This is a genomic window from Spirilliplanes yamanashiensis (assembly GCF_016863475.1).
Classification (GTDB): domain Bacteria; phylum Actinomycetota; class Actinomycetes; order Mycobacteriales; family Micromonosporaceae; genus Spirilliplanes; species Spirilliplanes yamanashiensis.
Window position 1 is genome coordinate 204,991 of record NZ_BOOY01000025.1, and the last position, 15,722, is coordinate 220,712.

Annotated in this window: 14 protein-coding genes; 7 read left to right on the forward strand and 7 right to left on the reverse strand. The window is 75.2% G+C overall.

Going from position 1 to position 15,722, the window contains the following annotated elements:
• Positions 1-41: 41 nt before the first annotated feature.
• The 4 genes from Sya03_RS16540 to Sya03_RS16555 form a co-directional block, all read right to left on the reverse strand.
• Positions 42-368: an STAS domain-containing protein gene (locus Sya03_RS16540; protein ID WP_203939193.1), complete on the reverse strand. Its 327-nt coding sequence runs from the start codon at positions 366-368 to the stop codon at positions 42-44.
• Positions 369-415: 47 nt separating this feature from the next.
• The gene (locus Sya03_RS16545; protein ID WP_203939194.1) at positions 416-841 is read right to left on the reverse strand and encodes an ATP-binding protein; all 426 of its coding nucleotides are present in this window, start codon (positions 839-841) and stop codon (positions 416-418) included.
• A gap of 127 nt (positions 842-968) precedes the next feature.
• Positions 969-1,319 (reverse strand): STAS domain-containing protein, encoded by a 351-nt coding sequence (locus Sya03_RS16550; RefSeq protein WP_203939195.1) that lies wholly within the window; start codon positions 1,317-1,319, stop codon positions 969-971.
• Positions 1,316-2,548: a PP2C family protein-serine/threonine phosphatase gene (locus Sya03_RS16555; RefSeq protein ID WP_203939196.1), complete on the reverse strand. Its 1,233-nt coding sequence runs from the start codon at positions 2,546-2,548 to the stop codon at positions 1,316-1,318. The genes Sya03_RS16550 and Sya03_RS16555 overlap by 4 nt, the downstream gene beginning before the upstream one ends.
• 126 nt (positions 2,549-2,674) lie before the next feature.
• Between Sya03_RS16555 and Sya03_RS16560 the strand changes: the two genes are divergently transcribed.
• From Sya03_RS16560 to Sya03_RS16570, 3 genes are all read left to right on the forward strand, one after another.
• A complete protein-coding gene (locus Sya03_RS16560; protein ID WP_203939197.1) occupies positions 2,675-3,493 on the forward strand; it encodes an alpha/beta fold hydrolase in 819 nt (272 codons plus the stop codon).
• Positions 3,494-3,549: 56 nt separating this feature from the next.
• Positions 3,550-4,539, forward strand: a complete 990-nt coding sequence (locus Sya03_RS16565) for a sigma-70 family RNA polymerase sigma factor (RefSeq protein WP_203939261.1) — start codon at positions 3,550-3,552, stop codon at positions 4,537-4,539.
• 75 nt (positions 4,540-4,614) lie between these two features.
• A complete protein-coding gene (locus tag Sya03_RS16570; RefSeq protein ID WP_203939198.1) occupies positions 4,615-5,811 on the forward strand; it encodes a GAF domain-containing sensor histidine kinase in 1,197 nt (398 codons plus the stop codon).
• Between the two features lie 21 nt (positions 5,812-5,832).
• Here Sya03_RS16570 and Sya03_RS16575 read toward each other — a convergent pair whose 3' ends face one another.
• The gene (locus tag Sya03_RS16575; protein ID WP_203939199.1) at positions 5,833-6,783 is read right to left on the reverse strand and encodes a helix-turn-helix transcriptional regulator; all 951 of its coding nucleotides are present in this window, start codon (positions 6,781-6,783) and stop codon (positions 5,833-5,835) included.
• A gap of 42 nt (positions 6,784-6,825) precedes the next feature.
• Between Sya03_RS16575 and Sya03_RS16580 the strand changes: the two genes are divergently transcribed.
• Positions 6,826-7,242 (forward strand): VOC family protein, encoded by a 417-nt coding sequence (locus Sya03_RS16580; protein ID WP_203939200.1) that lies wholly within the window; start codon positions 6,826-6,828, stop codon positions 7,240-7,242.
• Positions 7,243-7,562: 320 nt separating this feature from the next.
• Positions 7,563-10,559, forward strand: a complete 2,997-nt coding sequence (locus Sya03_RS16585; protein WP_203939201.1) for an AfsR/SARP family transcriptional regulator — start codon at positions 7,563-7,565, stop codon at positions 10,557-10,559.
• On the opposite strand, the gene Sya03_RS16590 is transcribed toward Sya03_RS16585, so the two are convergent.
• Both Sya03_RS16590 and Sya03_RS16595 read right to left on the reverse strand, forming a co-directional pair.
• Positions 10,560-10,928 carry a hypothetical protein gene (locus Sya03_RS16590; protein ID WP_239107586.1) on the reverse strand — a complete coding sequence of 123 codons (369 nt, stop codon included), beginning with the start codon at positions 10,926-10,928 and terminating at the stop codon, positions 10,560-10,562.
• A 632-nt stretch (positions 10,929-11,560) separates the two neighbouring features.
• Positions 11,561-12,154: a DUF6624 domain-containing protein gene (locus tag Sya03_RS16595; protein ID WP_203939203.1), complete on the reverse strand. Its 594-nt coding sequence runs from the start codon at positions 12,152-12,154 to the stop codon at positions 11,561-11,563.
• A 328-nt stretch (positions 12,155-12,482) separates the two neighbouring features.
• Between Sya03_RS16595 and Sya03_RS16600 the strand changes: the two genes are divergently transcribed.
• Positions 12,483-13,877, forward strand: coding sequence for a glycosyltransferase family 2 protein (locus Sya03_RS16600; RefSeq protein ID WP_203939204.1), 1,395 nt, complete (start codon positions 12,483-12,485; stop codon positions 13,875-13,877).
• Positions 13,874-15,424 carry a glycosyltransferase family 39 protein gene (locus Sya03_RS16605; protein WP_203939205.1) on the forward strand — a complete coding sequence of 517 codons (1,551 nt, stop codon included), beginning with the start codon at positions 13,874-13,876 and terminating at the stop codon, positions 15,422-15,424. Before Sya03_RS16600 ends, Sya03_RS16605 begins: the two co-directional genes overlap by 4 nt.
• Positions 15,425-15,722: the final 298 nt, after the last annotated feature.

Sequence of the window (15,722 nt, forward strand, 5' to 3'; positions counted from 1 at the left end):
ACCGCTCAGGACCGGAACCGCCGGCCCCCGGACGCCTCGGCTCAGGCCGGGTCCTCGCCCAGCATCGGCACCAGGCCGGCGATGTCGAGCACCCGCCGCACCGGCCCGTGGTCGCCGACCAGCGAGTAGGAGCGGCCCGCCGACGTGATCGCCGCGTGCCCCTCGATGACGGCGCCCAGCGCCTCCGAGTCGATGAAGGTGACCCCACGCAGGTCGAGCACCACCGCGGTGATGTCCGCGTCGGCGCCGGCCGCGACGATCGCCGCGTACAGGTCCTCGCGGGCGGCCAGGTCCAGTTCGCCGCCGAGCAGGAGCCGGGCGGTGCCCGCGTCGTCCTGCCGGTCGATCGAGTAGGTGGGTTCACCCATGGTGCATGTTGTACTCGTTGCCGTGGAGCAATGACAACCCGGGCCCCTCAGCCGGGGAAGCTGGCCCACACGTGCTTGGCGCCGTCCCTGGTGTACCAGCCCGTCTCGACGGCGAGCGTGCGCACGAACCGCATGCCGAGGCCGCCCGCGCCCGGCGGCCGGTCGTCGTCGAGCCGCGGGACCGCGTCGACGGCGTGGTCGACGACCACCAGCACCAGCCGGTCCTGGGCCTGCTGCAGCCGCACCTCGGCGGGCGGGCGGCCGTGCCGCAGCGCGTTCGTGGCCAGCTCCGTCGCCACGATCACCGCCCGGTCCAGCACCTCGCCCAGCTCCGCGCCCGCCACCCGGGTGACCCGGGCGATCTCGGTGCGCAGCGCCGCCCGCAGCTGGTGCAGGTCACGCACGTCGTCGAGCGTCCACCGGCGCACGTCGACCGCCCCCGGGTGCGGGGGCGACGCCGGCAGCGAGGTCATGCCGCGATTGTGCCCCACGACGGGCCGGGTGCGGTGTCCACTTCCGGCCCGTGCTGTCCACACGACGCACCGTATGTGCGGCGGGACCGGGCGGGCGGCGGTGTGCCGTCCTGCGCCGTCCCGCCCGTCAGAGGTCCGCGGTCGCCTCGGCCACCGTGGGGCGCAGCTGCAGGATCCGGTCGAGGTTCGCCAGCCGCAGCACGAGCTGCACCCGCCCCGACGCGCCCGCCAGCCGGAACCAGCCGCCCGCCGCCTCCGTGCGGCGGTGCGCCTCGACGAACGCGCTGAGCGCGCCGGAGTCGCAGAACTCCACCCCGGCGACGTCCAGCACGACCCGCGTCCGGCCCGCGTCGACGCTCTCCATGACGGCGTCGCGCACGGCGGCCCGGGTGTCGTGGTCGATCTCGCCGGTGGCGGTCAGCACCCGGCCCGTGTCGCCCAGGTCGCGGACGGTCAGGGCGAGGATCTCGGGGGTCATGCGTCGTCCGTTCGTCGGGCGGTCGGTGGGACGGTACGCCGTGCCGTCCGGGGTGACCACTCCAGCAGCACGAGGGTGGCGTCGTCGGCAGGCTCGCCGGGCTGGTGGGCGAGGACGGCGTGCGAGAGCCGGCGCAGCGTCTCGGGCACCGGCAGCCCGTCTGCGGCGTGCCGCTCGACCAGCGCGACGAGCCGGTCGGCGCCGAACTCCACACCGTCGGCGTCGCGGGCCTCGGTGATGCCGTCGGTGTAGAGCAGCAGCCGGTCGCCCGGCTCCAGGTGCTCCTCGCCCCACGGGTCGGCCGGGCCGTCCAGGCCCAGCGGCAGCCGGCGCCCGCCGGTGAGGTGCCGCACCAGCCGCCCGCCGCGCACCAGCAGCGGCGGCGGGTGACCCGCGTTGACGTAGCGCAGCAGGCCGGAGTCCAGGTCCAGCTCGGCGAGCACCGCCGTGGCGAACCGGGCGTCGGCGAACTGCTCCTGCAGCGCCTGGTCGGCGGTGCGCGCCTGCTCCGCCAGGTCGCCGCCCGCGCGCCGCGACGACCGGATCGCCGCGAGCGCCACCGCGCAGGCCAGGCCGGCGTGCAGGCGGCGCCCGGCCGCGTCGAGGATGAGCACCTGCGGCCGGCGGCCGTCCAGGGCGTAGTCGAAGCCGTCGCCGCCGACGTCGTAGCAGGGCTCCAGCACCGCGGACGCCACCAGGTCGCCGGCGCTGACCGTGAGCGGCGGCAACAGCTGCCACAGCAGTTCGGCGCCCACCGTCATGGGCCGGGACCGCCGGTGCCGGTGCAGGTGGTCGCCGCGCGGCTCGGTGGTGGTGACGAGGTGGCCGACGAGGCCGGCGACGAGCTCGCAGCCCCGCTGCCACGGCTCGGTGTCCGGGTCGACGCCCTCGGGCAGGACGAAGTCGACGACCCCGAGGCGGTCGGTGCCGTTGACCATCGGCGCCCACCAGCGCGCGCCCCCCGGCGACCGCGCCGGCACCCCGGCCACGCCGGTGAACGCCCGCCCGGCCACCGAGCCATCGACGGGCAGCGGCTCGGCGGTCGGCCGGCCCCGCACCGGCAGCGGCCGCAGGAACCGCTGCTCCGGGTCGACCAGGTAGACCGTCGCGCGCACGCCGAGCGGGTCCAGCGCCTCGTCCACCGCGTTCGCGAGGTCCTCGGGCCGCCACAGGTGGGAGCGGTCGAGCAGCACCTTCACGGCGTCGAACCACGAGTCGGCGGCAGGCATGGGGACACCATACGGCCGGGGTCCGACCGCCGGGCCGAACAGCGACGCGGACGGGCGACCGATGAGTCCGAGCGCCGGGCCCGGTCTGCACTCCTGAGCACCCCGACACCCTCAGGAGGAACCCCGATGACCACCGTGACCACCGACCTGCTCGACGTCCCCGGCGCCCGCCTGCATTACGAGCTGCGCGGCACCGGCCCGCTGCTGGTGCTCGTGGCCGCCCCGATGGACGCCCGCTCGTTCGCCCCGCTGGCCGACCTGCTCGCCGGCGACCACACCGTGCTGACCACCGACCCGCGCGGCATCCACCGCAGCACCGTGGCCGACCGCGCCGCCGACGCCACCCCTGAGCTGCGCGCCGACGACCTCGCCCGGCTGATCGCCCACGTCGACGCGGGCCCGGCGGCGATGCTCGGCTCGAGCGGCGGCGCGGTCAGCGTGCTGGCCCTGGCGCAGGCCCGGCCCGACCTGGCGCACACCGTCATCGCGCACGAGCCGCCGCTGCACGACGGCCAGCCGGACGCCGACCGGCTGCGCGCCGACACCGAGCGGATGTGCGCCACCTACCTGGCGGGCGACCCGGCCGGGGCGTGGCGCGACTTCCTGCGCATCGCGAACATCGCGATGCCTCCCGAGCTGGTCGAGCAGGTGTTCCTCGCCGACCGGTCGCCGCAGGCCGTCGCCGACGAGCACTACCAGTTCGCCCGCATGCTGCGGCCCACCGTGTACTGGCGGCCGGACGTCGCGGCGCTGCGCGCGTCGCCCGTCCGGGTCCTGGTCGGGCTCGGCGAGGAGTCGGGCGGGGAGCTGTGCGAGCGCACCTCCGCCACCCTGGCCGCCCGGCTCGGCACCGCGCCCACCCTGTTCCCGGGCGGGCACATCGGCTTCGCCGACCGGCCCGAGGCGTTCGCCGCCCGGCTGCGTGAGGTCCTGGCCGGGCGGTGAGCGGGGCGGGCACACTGGTCCGGGTGAGCGACACCCGGACGGACGACGCCGACCTGCTGCTGGCGCGCGGCGGCGACGACGCGGCGTTCACCCGCCTCGTCCAGCCGCTGCGCCGCGAGCTGCACGCGCACTGCTACCGCATGCTCGGCTCGACCCACGACGCCGACGACGCCCTGCAGGACGCCCTGCTGCGGGCCTGGCGCGGGCTGCCTGGCTTCGCGGGCCGCAGCTCCCTGCGCACGTGGCTGTACACCGTCGCCACCCGCACCTGCCTGGACGCGGTGGCGGCGCGCGGGCGCCGGGCGCTGCCGGTCGACCTGGGCCCGGCCAGCCCGCGGGCCGTCGTCGGCGACGTGCCGCTGACCGAGGTCGCCTGGCTGTGCCCGTACCCGGACTCGGGGCTGGGCGTGGGCACGGCGGCGCCGGAGGCGCGCTACGAGCAGCGCGAGGCGGTCGAGCTGGCGTTCGTGGCGGCGTGTCAGCACCTGCCCGGCAACCAGCGGGCGGCCCTGCTGCTGTTCGAGGTGCTCGGCTTCTCGGCGGCCGAGATCGCCGCGACGATGGACACCACCGTGGCGTCGGTGAACAGCGCGCTGCAGCGGGCCCGCGCCGTCGTCGCCGGCCGGGTGCCCGCCCGCAGCCAGCAGCAGACCCTGCGCCGGCTCGACGACGCCCGGCTGCGGCGCATCGTCAGCGGCTACGCGGGCGCGCTGGAGCGCGGCGACGCCCACGCCCTGGTGGCCCTGCTCACCGCCGACGTCACGTGGTCGATGCCGCCGCTGGGCGCCTGGTACGCCGGCGTCGACGCCGTCATGGACTTCGCCGTGGCGCTGCCGCTGGGCTCGTGCGGGGCGTGGCGGCACCGCCCGGTCACCGCCAACGGCCAGCCCGCCGTGGCGCTCTGGCTGCGCGGCGGCGACGACGGCCCGCACGACTTCTTCTCGCTCACCGTGTTCACCCTGCGCGACGACCGGATCGCGGAGATCACCTCGTTCCTGGGCCCGGAGCACGCCGCGCCGTTCGGGCTGCCCGCCGCGCTGCCCTGAGCCGTTTCGCTCAACTCGGCCCCCCGCCGGACGTAGGTAGGGCCGACATCGGCGCGACGGGAATCGGGCGGGGACATGACGGCCATGGTGGACGAGGGGGCCAGGGTCGCCGCGCTGCGCAGCTACGGGCTGCTCGACGCCCCGCGCCCGGTCGTGCTCGACGAGCTGACCCGCCTCGCCGCCTCCATCGCCGGCACCCCGATGTCCGTGGTCACGCTGGTCGACGCCGAGCGGCAGTGGTTCGCCGGCCGCACCGGCTTCCCCGGCGAGCAGGCCGCCCGCGACGTCTCCTTCTGCGCCCACACGATGGCGGCCGGCCGGCCCATCGCCGTGCCCGACGCGACCCGGGACCCGCGGTTCGCCGGGTTCGCCACCGTCACCGGCGACCCGCACATCCGCTTCTACGCGGGCGCCCCGCTCGTCGACGAGGACGGCCACCCGCTCGGCGCGGTGTGCGTCATCGACGACCGCCCCCGCGAGGCCGGCGACCGGCTGCTCGACGACCTCGCCATGCTCGCCGGGCAGGCCGCCGGGCACCTGGCCGCGATCCGCAGCCGCCGCCTGCTCGCCGAGCTGGGCGACGAGCTGGCCCGCGCCGGGCAGCGCGAGGACGACCTCGTCGCCGCCATCTCCCACGAGCTGCGCACCCCCGTCGCCACCATCCAGGGCTACCTGGAGATCCTCACCGACGACGACGCGCTCGCCGCGTACCGGCCCATCGTCGAGCCGATCCAGCGCAACGGCGAGCGCCTCGTGCAGATGGTCGACCACCTCCTCGCGGGCAGCCGCCCGGCGGGCGCCCCGCTGGCCGTGCACCGCTCGCCGGTCGACCTCGCCACCGTCGTGCAGGCGGCCGCCGTCTCGTGCGCGCCGCTCGCCGCCCGCGGCCGGGTCACCGTCGAGCTGCCGGACCCCGGCGCCTCCGCGCCGGCCGTCGCCGACTTCACCCGGCTCTGCCAGGCCACCGGCCACCTGCTGCGCAACGCGATCCAGCACACGCCCCCCGGCGGCCGGGTCACGGTGCGGGTCACCGGCGGCGGCACGCCCGCCATCGAGGTGACCGACTCCGGCGCCGGCATCCCCGCCGCCGAACTGCCGTACGTCTGCGACCGCTTCTACCGCGGCCGGCACTCCCGGGTGCAGGCGGTGGCCGGCGTCGGCCTGGGGCTGAGCATCGCCCAGCAGGTCATGGCCGCGCACGGCGGCTCCGTCTCGGTGACCTCGCCGGGGGCGGGCGCCGGCACGACGGCGCGGCTGCAACTGCCCGGCTGACCTCAATGGGTGGTGCGCCGGTCACCCGGCCGCGCGGCGGCAGCGGTCCGCCAGGGTCCGCAGGTGGTCGCGCAGCTCCGGCGGGTCCAGCACCTCGAAGTCGACGTCCAGGCTGAGGAGGAAACCGGCCAGGTCGGGCAGGGAGTCGCCGCCGGTCTCCAGCACGCAGTGCGCCGGACCGTCGGCGCGCAGCAGCCCGGCCGCGGGCGGCACCCGTTCGCCCGCGACCTCAGCGGGAGCGTGCAGCCGGATCCGGGCCGGGTGCCGCCACGCCAGCGAGCCGGTGCCGCGCACCACGTGCTCGGCGGCGTCGGCGGGTGGGTCGCGGGGGACGAAGCGCGGGCCGACGGGCAGGACGGGCCGCAGCCGGTCGGCCCGGAACGTGCGCCAGTCGCCGCGGTCGCGGTCCCATGCCAGCAGGTACCAGCGGCGTCCGGTGTAGACCAGGCGGTGCGGTTCCACCCGCCGCAGCGCGGTGGCGCCGTCGCGGCCGGCGTACTCGAAGCGCAGCAGGTCGTGGTCGCGGCACGCGCCCGCCACCAGTGTCAGCACGTCGGCGTCGACGGTGGGGCCGCGCCCGGCCGCGGACACGGTGCCCTGGCGCAGGGCGTCGAGCCGCTGCCGCAGCCGCGCCGGCAGCGTCTGCTCCAGTTTCTGCAACGCCCGCAGCGACGTCTCCTCGATGCCGGTGACGCTGCCCGCGGCGGCGGCCCGCAGCCCCAGCCCGACGGCGACGGCCTCCTCGTCGTCCAGCAGCAGCGGCGGCACCGCCGAGCCGGCGGCGAGCCGGTAGCCGCCGGTCACCCCGGTGCTGGAGCGCACCTCGTAGCCCAGGATGCGCAGCCGTTCGACGTCGTTGCGCACGGTGCGGGTGCTGACGTCCAGCCGCCGCGCCAGCTCGGCGCCGGACCAGTCGCGCCGCACCTGGAGCAGGGACAGCAGGCGCAGTAGCCGCACGGAGGTCTCCAGCATTGCGGAACCGTAGCTTCCACAAGCGGTCCTAGCGTCTCAGGCATGACGACATTCCGCGGATTCGCGACGATGAACATCTGGGCCGACGACGTGCCGGCCGCGGCCGCCTGGTACGCCGAGGTGCTCGGCGTGGCGTCCTATTTCTCCCGCCCGGGCCCCGACGGCCGGCCCGCCTACGTGGAGTTCCGCGTCGGCGACCACCAGGCCGAGCTGGGCATCATCGACCGGGCGTGGGCGCCGCCCGGCACCCCCGTGGCGCCGGGCGGCGCCGTGACCCACTGGCACGTCGACGACCTGGAGGGCACCCTCGCCCGCCTGCTCGCCCTCGGCGCGACCCCGCACCTGCCGCTCACCCCGCGCGGTGCGGGCTTCGTCACGGCGTCCGTGGTCGATCCGTTCGGCAACATCCTCGGCATCATGACCAACCCGCACTACCTGGAGATGCTGGGCCGGTCGTGATCCGGGGCGGGGTGGGCGGCCGCGTGCTCCCCGTAGCGTGCGGCCGCCGTCCCCCCGTATCTCCCGGCGCCTACCCCCGTGTGCGCCGCGAGACGATCCTTGTCGCAGGTGAGAAGGCCGTCCGTCGCGTCCTGCCGTTCAGCTCCACGTCCCGATTCCCCCGTTACGTTCTGCCAACCGGGCGAGGACGACCTGTCTCCCCTGCAACATGGACAAGACTCGTCTCCGCACCTTGAGCGAAGCGTGGGAGACTCGTACCCGTCCTTGTGCGTATCTTGAATCCCCTGGTCGCGTGGCCCGGGAACGGTTACGGAGGTTGGGTGGCGGCGGAGTTCGGGGTGCTCGGCGGGGTGGAGGCCCGGATCGACGACCGGCCTGTCGACCTCGGCCACGCCCGCCAGCGGTCCGTCCTGGGCGTGCTCCTGGTCGAGGCGGGGCGGCCGGTCCTGGCCGACCAGCTCATCGACCGGGTGTGGGGTGACGACGTCCCGCAGCGGGCCGCCGGGTCGCTGTACAGCTACCTGTCCCGGCTGCGCGGCGCCGTCGCCGGCGCCCCCGGCGTCGGCATCAAGCGCGAGGCCGGCGGCTACCTGCTGACCATCGACCCGCAGGCGGTCGACCTGCACCGGTTCCGCCGGCTGGTCACCCTCGCCCGCGCCGCCGAGTCCGACCAGGCCGCCGCCGACCTGTACGCGCAGGCGCTCGGGCTGTGGCGCGGCGAGCCGTTCGCCGGGCTCGACACCCCCTGGGTGGCCTCGCTGCGGCACACCCTGGTGGGGGAGCGGTTCGCCGCCGAGCTCGACCGCAACGACGTGCTGCTGCGCCTGGGCCGGCACGGCGAGCTGCTGCCCGTGCTGTCCGCCGCCGTCGCCGAGCACCCGCTCGACGAGCGGCTGGCGGAGCAGTCGATGCTGGCCCTGTACCGGTGCGGCCGCCAGGCCGACGCCGACGAGCAGTACCGGCGGATCCGCCGCTGCCTGGCCGACGAGCTGGGCAGCGACCCCGGCGCCGGCCTGCGCCGCCTGCACGAGCGCATCCTCGTCGCCGACCCGTCGCTGGCCGCCCCGGTCTCCGACGCCCCCGCCCCGGACGTCGCGCCCGCCGCCGCGGCCCCGGTGCCGGCCCAGCTGCCCGCCGACGTGCGCGCCTTCACGGGCCGCACCGAGGAGCTGACCGCGCTGGACCGGCTGCTGTCGCCGCCGGACGGCGACGAGCCGCCGCTGACGGTCGCGCTGGTGTCCGGCACGGCCGGCGTCGGCAAGTCGGCCCTCACCCTGCGCTGGGCGCACCGGGTCCGCGACGCGTTCCCCGACGGGCAGCTGTACGTCAACCTGCGCGGCTACGACGCCGAGCAGCCCGTGGCGGCCGGCGACGCGCTGGCCGGGTTCCTCACCGCGCTCGGCGTCCGCGGGGCGGACATCCCGCCCGAGATCGACGAGCGGGCCGGCCGGTACCGCTCCGCCCTGGCCGGGCGGCGCATGCTCGTCGTGCTGGACAACGCGTCGTCGGTGGAGCAGGTCCGGCCGCTGCTGCCCGGCACCGGCTCGTCGCTGGTGCTCATCACCAGCCGCGACGCGCTGCCCGGCATGGTCGCCGTGCACGGCGCGGAACGGCTCAACCTCGACCTGCTGCCGCTGCCGGACGCGGTGCGGCTGCTGCGCCGGCTCATCGGCGCCCGGGTCGACCGGGAACCGGCCGCCGCCGCGGACCTGGCGGCCGCGTGCGCCCGGCTGCCGCTGGCGCTGCGCATCGCCGCCGAGCTGGCCGCCGACCGCACCGACGTCCCCCTGGCGGACCTGGTCGCCGAGCTGGCCGACCACCAGCAGCGGCTCGACCTGCTCGACGCGGGCGGCGACCCGCACGCCGAGGTCCGCGCGGTGTTCTCGTGGTCGTACCAGAACCTGCCCGCCGACGCGGCCCGCGCGTTCCGGCTGCTCGGCCTGCACCCGGGCGTCAACGTGCACGTCGACGCGGCCGCCGCCCTCACCGGCATGCGGCCCGCCGACGCCCGGCGCCTGCTGGGCCTGCTCGCCCGCACCAGCCTGATCCACGCCTGCGGCGGCGGCCGGTACGGCATGCACGACCTGCTGCGCGCGTACGCCGCCGAGCTGGCCGCCGAGCACGACCCGGCGCCGGACCGGCAGGCCGCCCTGACCAGCGTCTTCGACCACTACCTGGCGGCGTCCGGCGCGGCGATGACCGTGCTGTACGGTCCGGGCGGCGGCGACCCCGACCGGGCCCGGAACTGGATCGAGGCGGAACGGCCGAACCTGGCCGCCGTCTGCACGTACGGCGCCGCGCACGGCTGGCACCGGCACGCCATCGCCCTGGCCGAGACCCTGTTCCGCTACCTCGACGCGGGCGGCCCGGTCGCCGAGGCGGTGACCGTGACGTCGAGCGCGGCGGCGGCCGCCGAGGCCGTCGGCGACCGCGACGCCCAGGCCCGGGCGCTGACCAACCTGGGCCGGCTGCACCGCCGGCAGGGCCGCCTCGACCGGGCCGCCGACACCTACCGGCAGGCCCTCACCCTGTACGCCGGCCTCGGCAACCGGGCCGCCGAGGCGGGCGCGCTGCGCAACCTCGGCAGCGTCCACTGGCGGCTCGGCCACTACCGGCAGGCCGCCGACCACTACCAGCAGGCCCTGACCCTGTACCGGGAACTGGGCGACCGGGCCGGCCAGGCCGACGCCCTCGTCCGCCTCGGCCTGGTCGACGAGCGGCTGGGCGACGAGCCGCGCGCCGCCGAACGCCTCGAACCCGCCCTCACCCTGTTCGCGGAGCTGGGCGACCGGTTCAGCGAGGCGTACGTGCTGTCGCTGCTGGCCCGGCTGCGCCGCCGACCGGACGAACTGGACACCAGCGCCGCCCGCCTCGACCAGAGCCTCACCCAGGTCCGGCAGGCCGGCGACCGCACCGGCGAGGCGTACGTGCTCACCGACCTGGCGGCCGTGCACGCCCGCCGCGGCCGCCTCACCGAGGCGGCGGGGCTGCTGCGCCGCGCCCTGGTGCTGCACCGCCGCATCGGCGACCGGGCCAGCGAGGCCGAGGCCCTCAACGACCTCGGCCAGGTCCTGCGCGCCGCCGGCGACGCCGCCGACGCCCGCGTCGAACACGGCGAGGCCCTGACCCTGGCCGGCGAGATCGGCGACCGCTACGAGCAGGCCCGCGCCCACGACGGCATCGCCGCCGCCCTGGAGACCACCGGCGACCCGGCGGCCGCCCGCCCGCACCGCGACCAGGCCGCCCGCCTCTTCACCGACCTGGCCGTGCCCGCCGCCCCCGCCCTGCACCTGCCGGTGGCCGCCCCGGGCCGCTGATCAGGCCCGCAGCACCCCGTCCACCCACAGCACGGTGACGGGGCAGCCGCGGGCGCGCGCGTAGTCGACGACGTCGGCCGTCCCGCCCATCCCACGGGCCGGCCGCCCGTCCCACACGGCGAACAGGTGGTCGCACCGCTCCACCACCGCCTGCCCGGCGGCCAGGAACGCCTGCTCACTCGGCCGCGGATAGGGCAACGTCACCACCGACCCGGCCGCCCGCCGCAGCTCCGCCAGCCGCGCCCGGCCGTCCTCGGTGACCAGTGAGCTCGCATAGTTCTCACAGGGCAGGATGGCCTCCAGCACCCCACCGGCCGCCAGCACGTGGGCGGCGAACAGCTGGTCGGCGCCCTCCGCGAGACACGACACCCCACGCAACTGCCCGCCCACCGGAAGCACCCGCTTCCAGTGCTCCACCGCACGGTCGACGATCCTCGGCGGGAGGACCTGATGACCGGTGACACCGAACCGCACTGCGACCCCCCGTACGACGGCCCGTCGACCTCGAGAAACACCGTGACCATACGGACGACGGCCCCGTCCTGCCAGGCCCCTGTGTCCTGCGCCCTTCTCCCGCGGCGCCCCGCCGTGCACAATCGGTCGCCGCCGGACGCACCGACCACGGGGACCACACCATGACCTTCGACGGGTTCATCTCGTACAGCCACGCCGCCGACGGGCGCCTCGCCCCCGCCCCTGTCCGGTGACGTCCGGTCCGGACGGCGAAAGGTGACGATTGTCGAGCAATGGTGACCGGTTTCCGCAGCCAACCGACGGGACGCTCACCGCGGATGGCCGCTGTCAGGGGAGCAGCGACGGATGATTGGGACATCGCCGATCCGGTCCGATCCATTTCGAATCGTTGACACACCGGGTGGGCATCGTTTGAGAAGGCCCGATGGTTTTCCGGCCAGCTCGAAACGTCGCACCGACCCGATGGCAACTGCCTGCACCATCGCCGGCGCAGGCCCCAGGGGCGATGTCGCCCTACCGCTGCGCCGCTACGACGGTGGTTCCTCCTCCTGGCAGATGGCCGTCATCTCCGCGTAGTAGTCGGCGAGCGGCGCCAGTCCCGCCTTCGCCCGCCGCTGGTCGACGGTTCCCTCGTCGGCGATGGGCGTGTTCGGTTTGGGGCCGTCGGGGCCGCAGCCGACCTGCGTCCCGTACGTCTGCGGCCGCCCTTCGGCCACCGCGACCCGGTCGGTGAGGTAGGCGACGTTGCCCCACGACGCCTGTCCGCCCTTGGCGGCCGCCGTCAGCAGGTCGAGGGCGTGTTTCTGGAACGGTAGGTCGGTGTCGGCGTGCTGGGCGATCGCCCAGGCGGCGTCGCCGCCGTCGCGGCCGACGAGGGCGAAGCCGGGCCAGCCGTGCTGGGCGAGGATCTGGCGGAGTCGTTCGGTGCGGGCGGTGTCGCCCTCGGGGTCGGCGCCGCCGGTGCGGGCCGCCTGGTCGCGTTGCAGCATGGCGACGAGTTCGTCGTGCAGGGCCTGGTCGAAGGTCACGGCGGGCGACGGGGCGGGGGCCGGGGCGTCGGTCCCGCAGCCGGCCACCGTCAGTCCGAGCAGGACCGCTGCCGTCACCCGGATCAGGATCATGGTGGCACTCCGTCCGACGCCGCGGAATCCTGCCGCCCCATTGTGCCGGTTCCGGCCCGCCCGGCGTCACATGATCGGGAATTGTCTTTCATAATGTCGGACTTCTATGTTCGACGCGTCGCGCGATAAGCTACCGCAAGCGAAAGTCACCTTCACCGGACACGCATCGACCTGCGCGTTCGTGGAGTTTCGGCGCCCATATGACTTGCCTCGGGCCATTGTCGCCCGAGGCCGTCTCGTTGATCCTGTCGTGTCCGGAGGGATCATTGTGCCTGCCCTCAGCAGCGGGAATCGGCTGGTGCGCCGGATCGTGTACGGCTGTGCCGGTGTGGGAATCGTCGCCGTGTGGCCGTCCTGGCTGACGTTGTTCGCGGCGTTCTCGACGTTCATGTTGGTGACGTCCGCATTGGAGTTGCGGTGGCGGATCTTCGGGTGGCGGACCCCGCAGGCCCGGGCGGAGATGGCGTTTCCGGCCGCGGTGGCGCGGGACCGCGCGCGGCGTTCGTTCTCGCTGATCGTGCCCGCGCTGGACGAGCCGCACGTCATCGGGGACACCATTCGCACCCTGGTGCGGCAGACGCATCCGCGGGTCCAGGTCGTCGTCAGTCTCGTCGAGGGTGACGAGGCCACGGTCCGGCAGGCGCGGCTGGCGGCCGCCGGGTCGCCGCGGGTGGAGCTGGTGGTGCGGCGGTACGCCGAGCGCAGCAAGCCGATGCAGCTCAACGCCGCCCTCGGGGTCTGCACGGGCGATTATGTCGGGGTCTTCGACGCCGAGGACGACGTCGCAGTGGACCTGCTGCTGCACGTGGAGGCGTTGATCGACGAGACGGGCGCCGACGTCATCCAGGGCGGGGTTCAGCTGGTCAACCTCGACCTGCGGCCGCCGCCGGGCGCGTCGGTGTGGCGGCGGCTGGTGACGCGGTTGCGCGGCTGGTACTGCGTCCACAATGCGATGGAGTACTTCTTCTGGTTCTCCAGTCGCATGTTCTACCAGGTCCGGCAGGGTTTCGTGCCGCTCGGCGGCAACACCGTCTTCGTCCGGCGGGAGCTGCTGACCGAGCTCGACGGGTGGCCGCTGAACCTGACCGAGGACTGCGCGCTCGGGGTCGCCCTGTCCGTGGACCACGACGTGACGGTGGTCGCCGCGTACGAGCCGCGGCTCGCGACGCGGGAGGAGACGCCCGCGCGCCTGTTCGGCCCGGGCAGCCTGGACCGGCAGCGGCGCCGGTGGACGCAGGGGTTCCTGTCGGTGCTGCTGCAGGGGTCGTGGCGCCGGCTGCCCGGCGTCCGGCAGCGGCTCATGGCGTTGTACATCCTCGCCATGCCGTTCATCCAGGCCGTCAACGGTGTGATGCTGCCGGCCTGCGTCGCGGCGGCGATCCTGCTGAACGCGCCGGTGGGCTGGGTGCTGTGGATGTTCACCCCGTTCATCCCGATCGCCATCACGACGAGCCTGCAGCTGGTCGGGCTGCGCGAGTTCGCCGGGCAGTACGGGCGGACGGCGGCGCCGCGGCACTACGTCTCGCTGGTGCTGGGCGCGTTCCCGTACCAGCTGGTGTTGGCCTGGTCCGCGGTCATGGGCCTGCGGCGCCACCTCGCCGGCCAGGCGGGGTGGCTGAAGACCAGCCACGACGGCCTGCACCGGCGGACCCCCGCGCGGCGCCGGGTGCCGATGGTCCGGCCGGAGCCGGTCCCCGCGGGCCGGCCGGGGGCCGCGGAATGACCGCGCCGACGCTGACCCGCCCCACCCCGCTGCGCCCGGCCGCGACCACCCGGCGCGACCGGCTGCGGGCCGGCCTGACCCGGCACCGCGCGGACCTGCTCGTCGCCGCCGCGCTGCTGCTGGTGGTCGGGCTGGCCCAGGGCATCAACTTCGACGGGTACCCGTGGCGGCTGAACGACGACGAGGGCACCTACGGCGCGCAGGCGTACGCGTTCCTCGAACACGGCCGGCTTTCCCACTACACCTACTGGTACGACCACCCGCCGTTCGGCTGGATGACCATCGCCGCGTACGCCTGGCTCACCGACGGCTTCGACCGCGCGCCCACCGCCGTGACGGTCGTCCGCGAGGCCATGCTGGTCGCCACCGTCGTCGCCTGCGGGTTCCTCTACCTGCTGCTGCGCCGCCTCGACCTGCCCCGGTACGCGGCCGCCGCCGCCGTCCTGCTGTTCGGGCTCAGCCCGGTGGCGATCTTCTTCCACCGCCTCGGCTTCCTCGACAACCTGGAGATGGCGTGGACGCTCGCCGCGTTCGCGGTCATCGCCTCGCCCCGGCGCAGCCTCGGCTCCGTCTTCGCCGGCGCACTGCTGTTCGCCGCCGCCGTCCTCACGAAGGAGACCGCGGGCATCCTGCTCCCGGCGCTGCTGTGGCTGCTGGCCCAACGCCACCGCCCCGGTCACCGCGGCTGGGCGTTCGCCGTCTTCCTCCCCACCTTCGTCGCCGTCGGCTGCCTGTACCCGCTGTACGCGATCCTCAAGAACGAGCTGTTCGAGGGCCCCGGCCACGTGAGCCTCATCGGCGCCCTGAAGTGGCAGCTGGTGGACCGGGAGAGCAGCGGCAGCCTGCTCGACCCGGGCAGCGTCACCCACGCCCTCACCCGATCCTGGCTCGACGTCGACGGCTGGCTCCTGCTCGGCGCCCTCGCCCTCCTGCCGGCCGCCATGGCCGTCCGCACCCTCCGGCCGTTCGGACTCGCCTACGGCCTGCAGATCCTCCTCATGTGCCGCGGCGGCTACCTGCCCCAGGCGTACGTGATCTCCCTGCTCCCGTTCGCCGCCATCATCATCGCCGGAACCGGCGCCGCCCTGTGGTCGTGGCGGCCCGCACCCCGGCGGACGGCCGGCCGCGCGGCGGTGCTGACCGCCCTGCTGGTCTTCGCCGTCGCGGGCGCCCCGGCCTGGGCATCCGCGCTGCACACCGCGACCACCCAGAACCCGTCGGTCTACTCCCGGCAGGCCACACAATGGATCAAGGACAACGTGCCCCGGGACGCCACCATCGTCGTCGACGACAACATCTGGACCGACCTCGAACGCGCCGGCTACACCCGCCAGACGTGGCTCTACAAGGTCGACCTCGACCCGGAGGTCAACGCGACACTGCTGCCGAACGGCTACCGCGACATCGAGTACGTGATCCTCCTCCAACTGCCGCCCGACATGCTGAAGGGCATGCCAACCCTCGTGCAGGCCATCGACAACTCCCACGTCGTCACGACGTTCGGCGAGGGGAACGCGAAGATCGTGGTCCGGAAGGTCGACCGGTGACGGCGGCCGGTGCCTGACGCGTGGATACGGTGGCCGGGTGAACGCTCTGGAGCTCGAGGTCCTGTGGAGCGTTCCGCACGGTGCAGGCTTGAGCGCCGGGCGGACGTTCGCCGGGGGAGGCCCGAGAAGCGACCCGGGAGATCCTCGAGTCGTTCCTCGCCCGGGGTTGCGTGAAGCTGTTCGCCTCCCACGAGTCGGCCGGGGAGACGGTCTACGAGCTCGTGCCGGCCACGGACCGGTCCGGGGCGTTCGAAGACGAGTCCTCCTGATCGTGGGCGTGGCCCCCGTGGTTGTCGGC

What these genes read in the sequence shown, in the direction of transcription:
- Sya03_RS16540 (WP_203939193.1), bottom strand. Translation starts at nt 368, where the DNA reads ATGGGTGAACCCACCTACTCGATCGACCGGCAGGACGACGCGGGCACC.
- Sya03_RS16545 (WP_203939194.1), bottom strand. Translation starts at nt 841, where the DNA reads ATGACCTCGCTGCCGGCGTCGCCCCCGCACCCGGGGGCGGTCGACGTG.
- Sya03_RS16550 (WP_203939195.1), bottom strand. Translation starts at nt 1,319, where the DNA reads ATGACCCCCGAGATCCTCGCCCTGACCGTCCGCGACCTGGGCGACACG.
- Sya03_RS16555 (WP_203939196.1), bottom strand. Translation starts at nt 2,548, where the DNA reads ATGCCTGCCGCCGACTCGTGGTTCGACGCCGTGAAGGTGCTGCTCGAC.
- Sya03_RS16560 (WP_203939197.1), top strand. Translation starts at nt 2,675, where the DNA reads ATGACCACCGTGACCACCGACCTGCTCGACGTCCCCGGCGCCCGCCTG.
- Sya03_RS16570 (WP_203939198.1), top strand. Translation starts at nt 4,615, where the DNA reads ATGACGGCCATGGTGGACGAGGGGGCCAGGGTCGCCGCGCTGCGCAGC.
- Sya03_RS16575 (WP_203939199.1), bottom strand. Translation starts at nt 6,783, where the DNA reads ATGCTGGAGACCTCCGTGCGGCTACTGCGCCTGCTGTCCCTGCTCCAG.
- Sya03_RS16580 (WP_203939200.1), top strand. Translation starts at nt 6,826, where the DNA reads ATGACGACATTCCGCGGATTCGCGACGATGAACATCTGGGCCGACGAC.
- Sya03_RS16595 (WP_203939203.1), bottom strand. Translation starts at nt 12,154, where the DNA reads ATGATCCTGATCCGGGTGACGGCAGCGGTCCTGCTCGGACTGACGGTG.
- Sya03_RS16605 (WP_203939205.1), top strand. Translation starts at nt 13,874, where the DNA reads ATGACCGCGCCGACGCTGACCCGCCCCACCCCGCTGCGCCCGGCCGCG.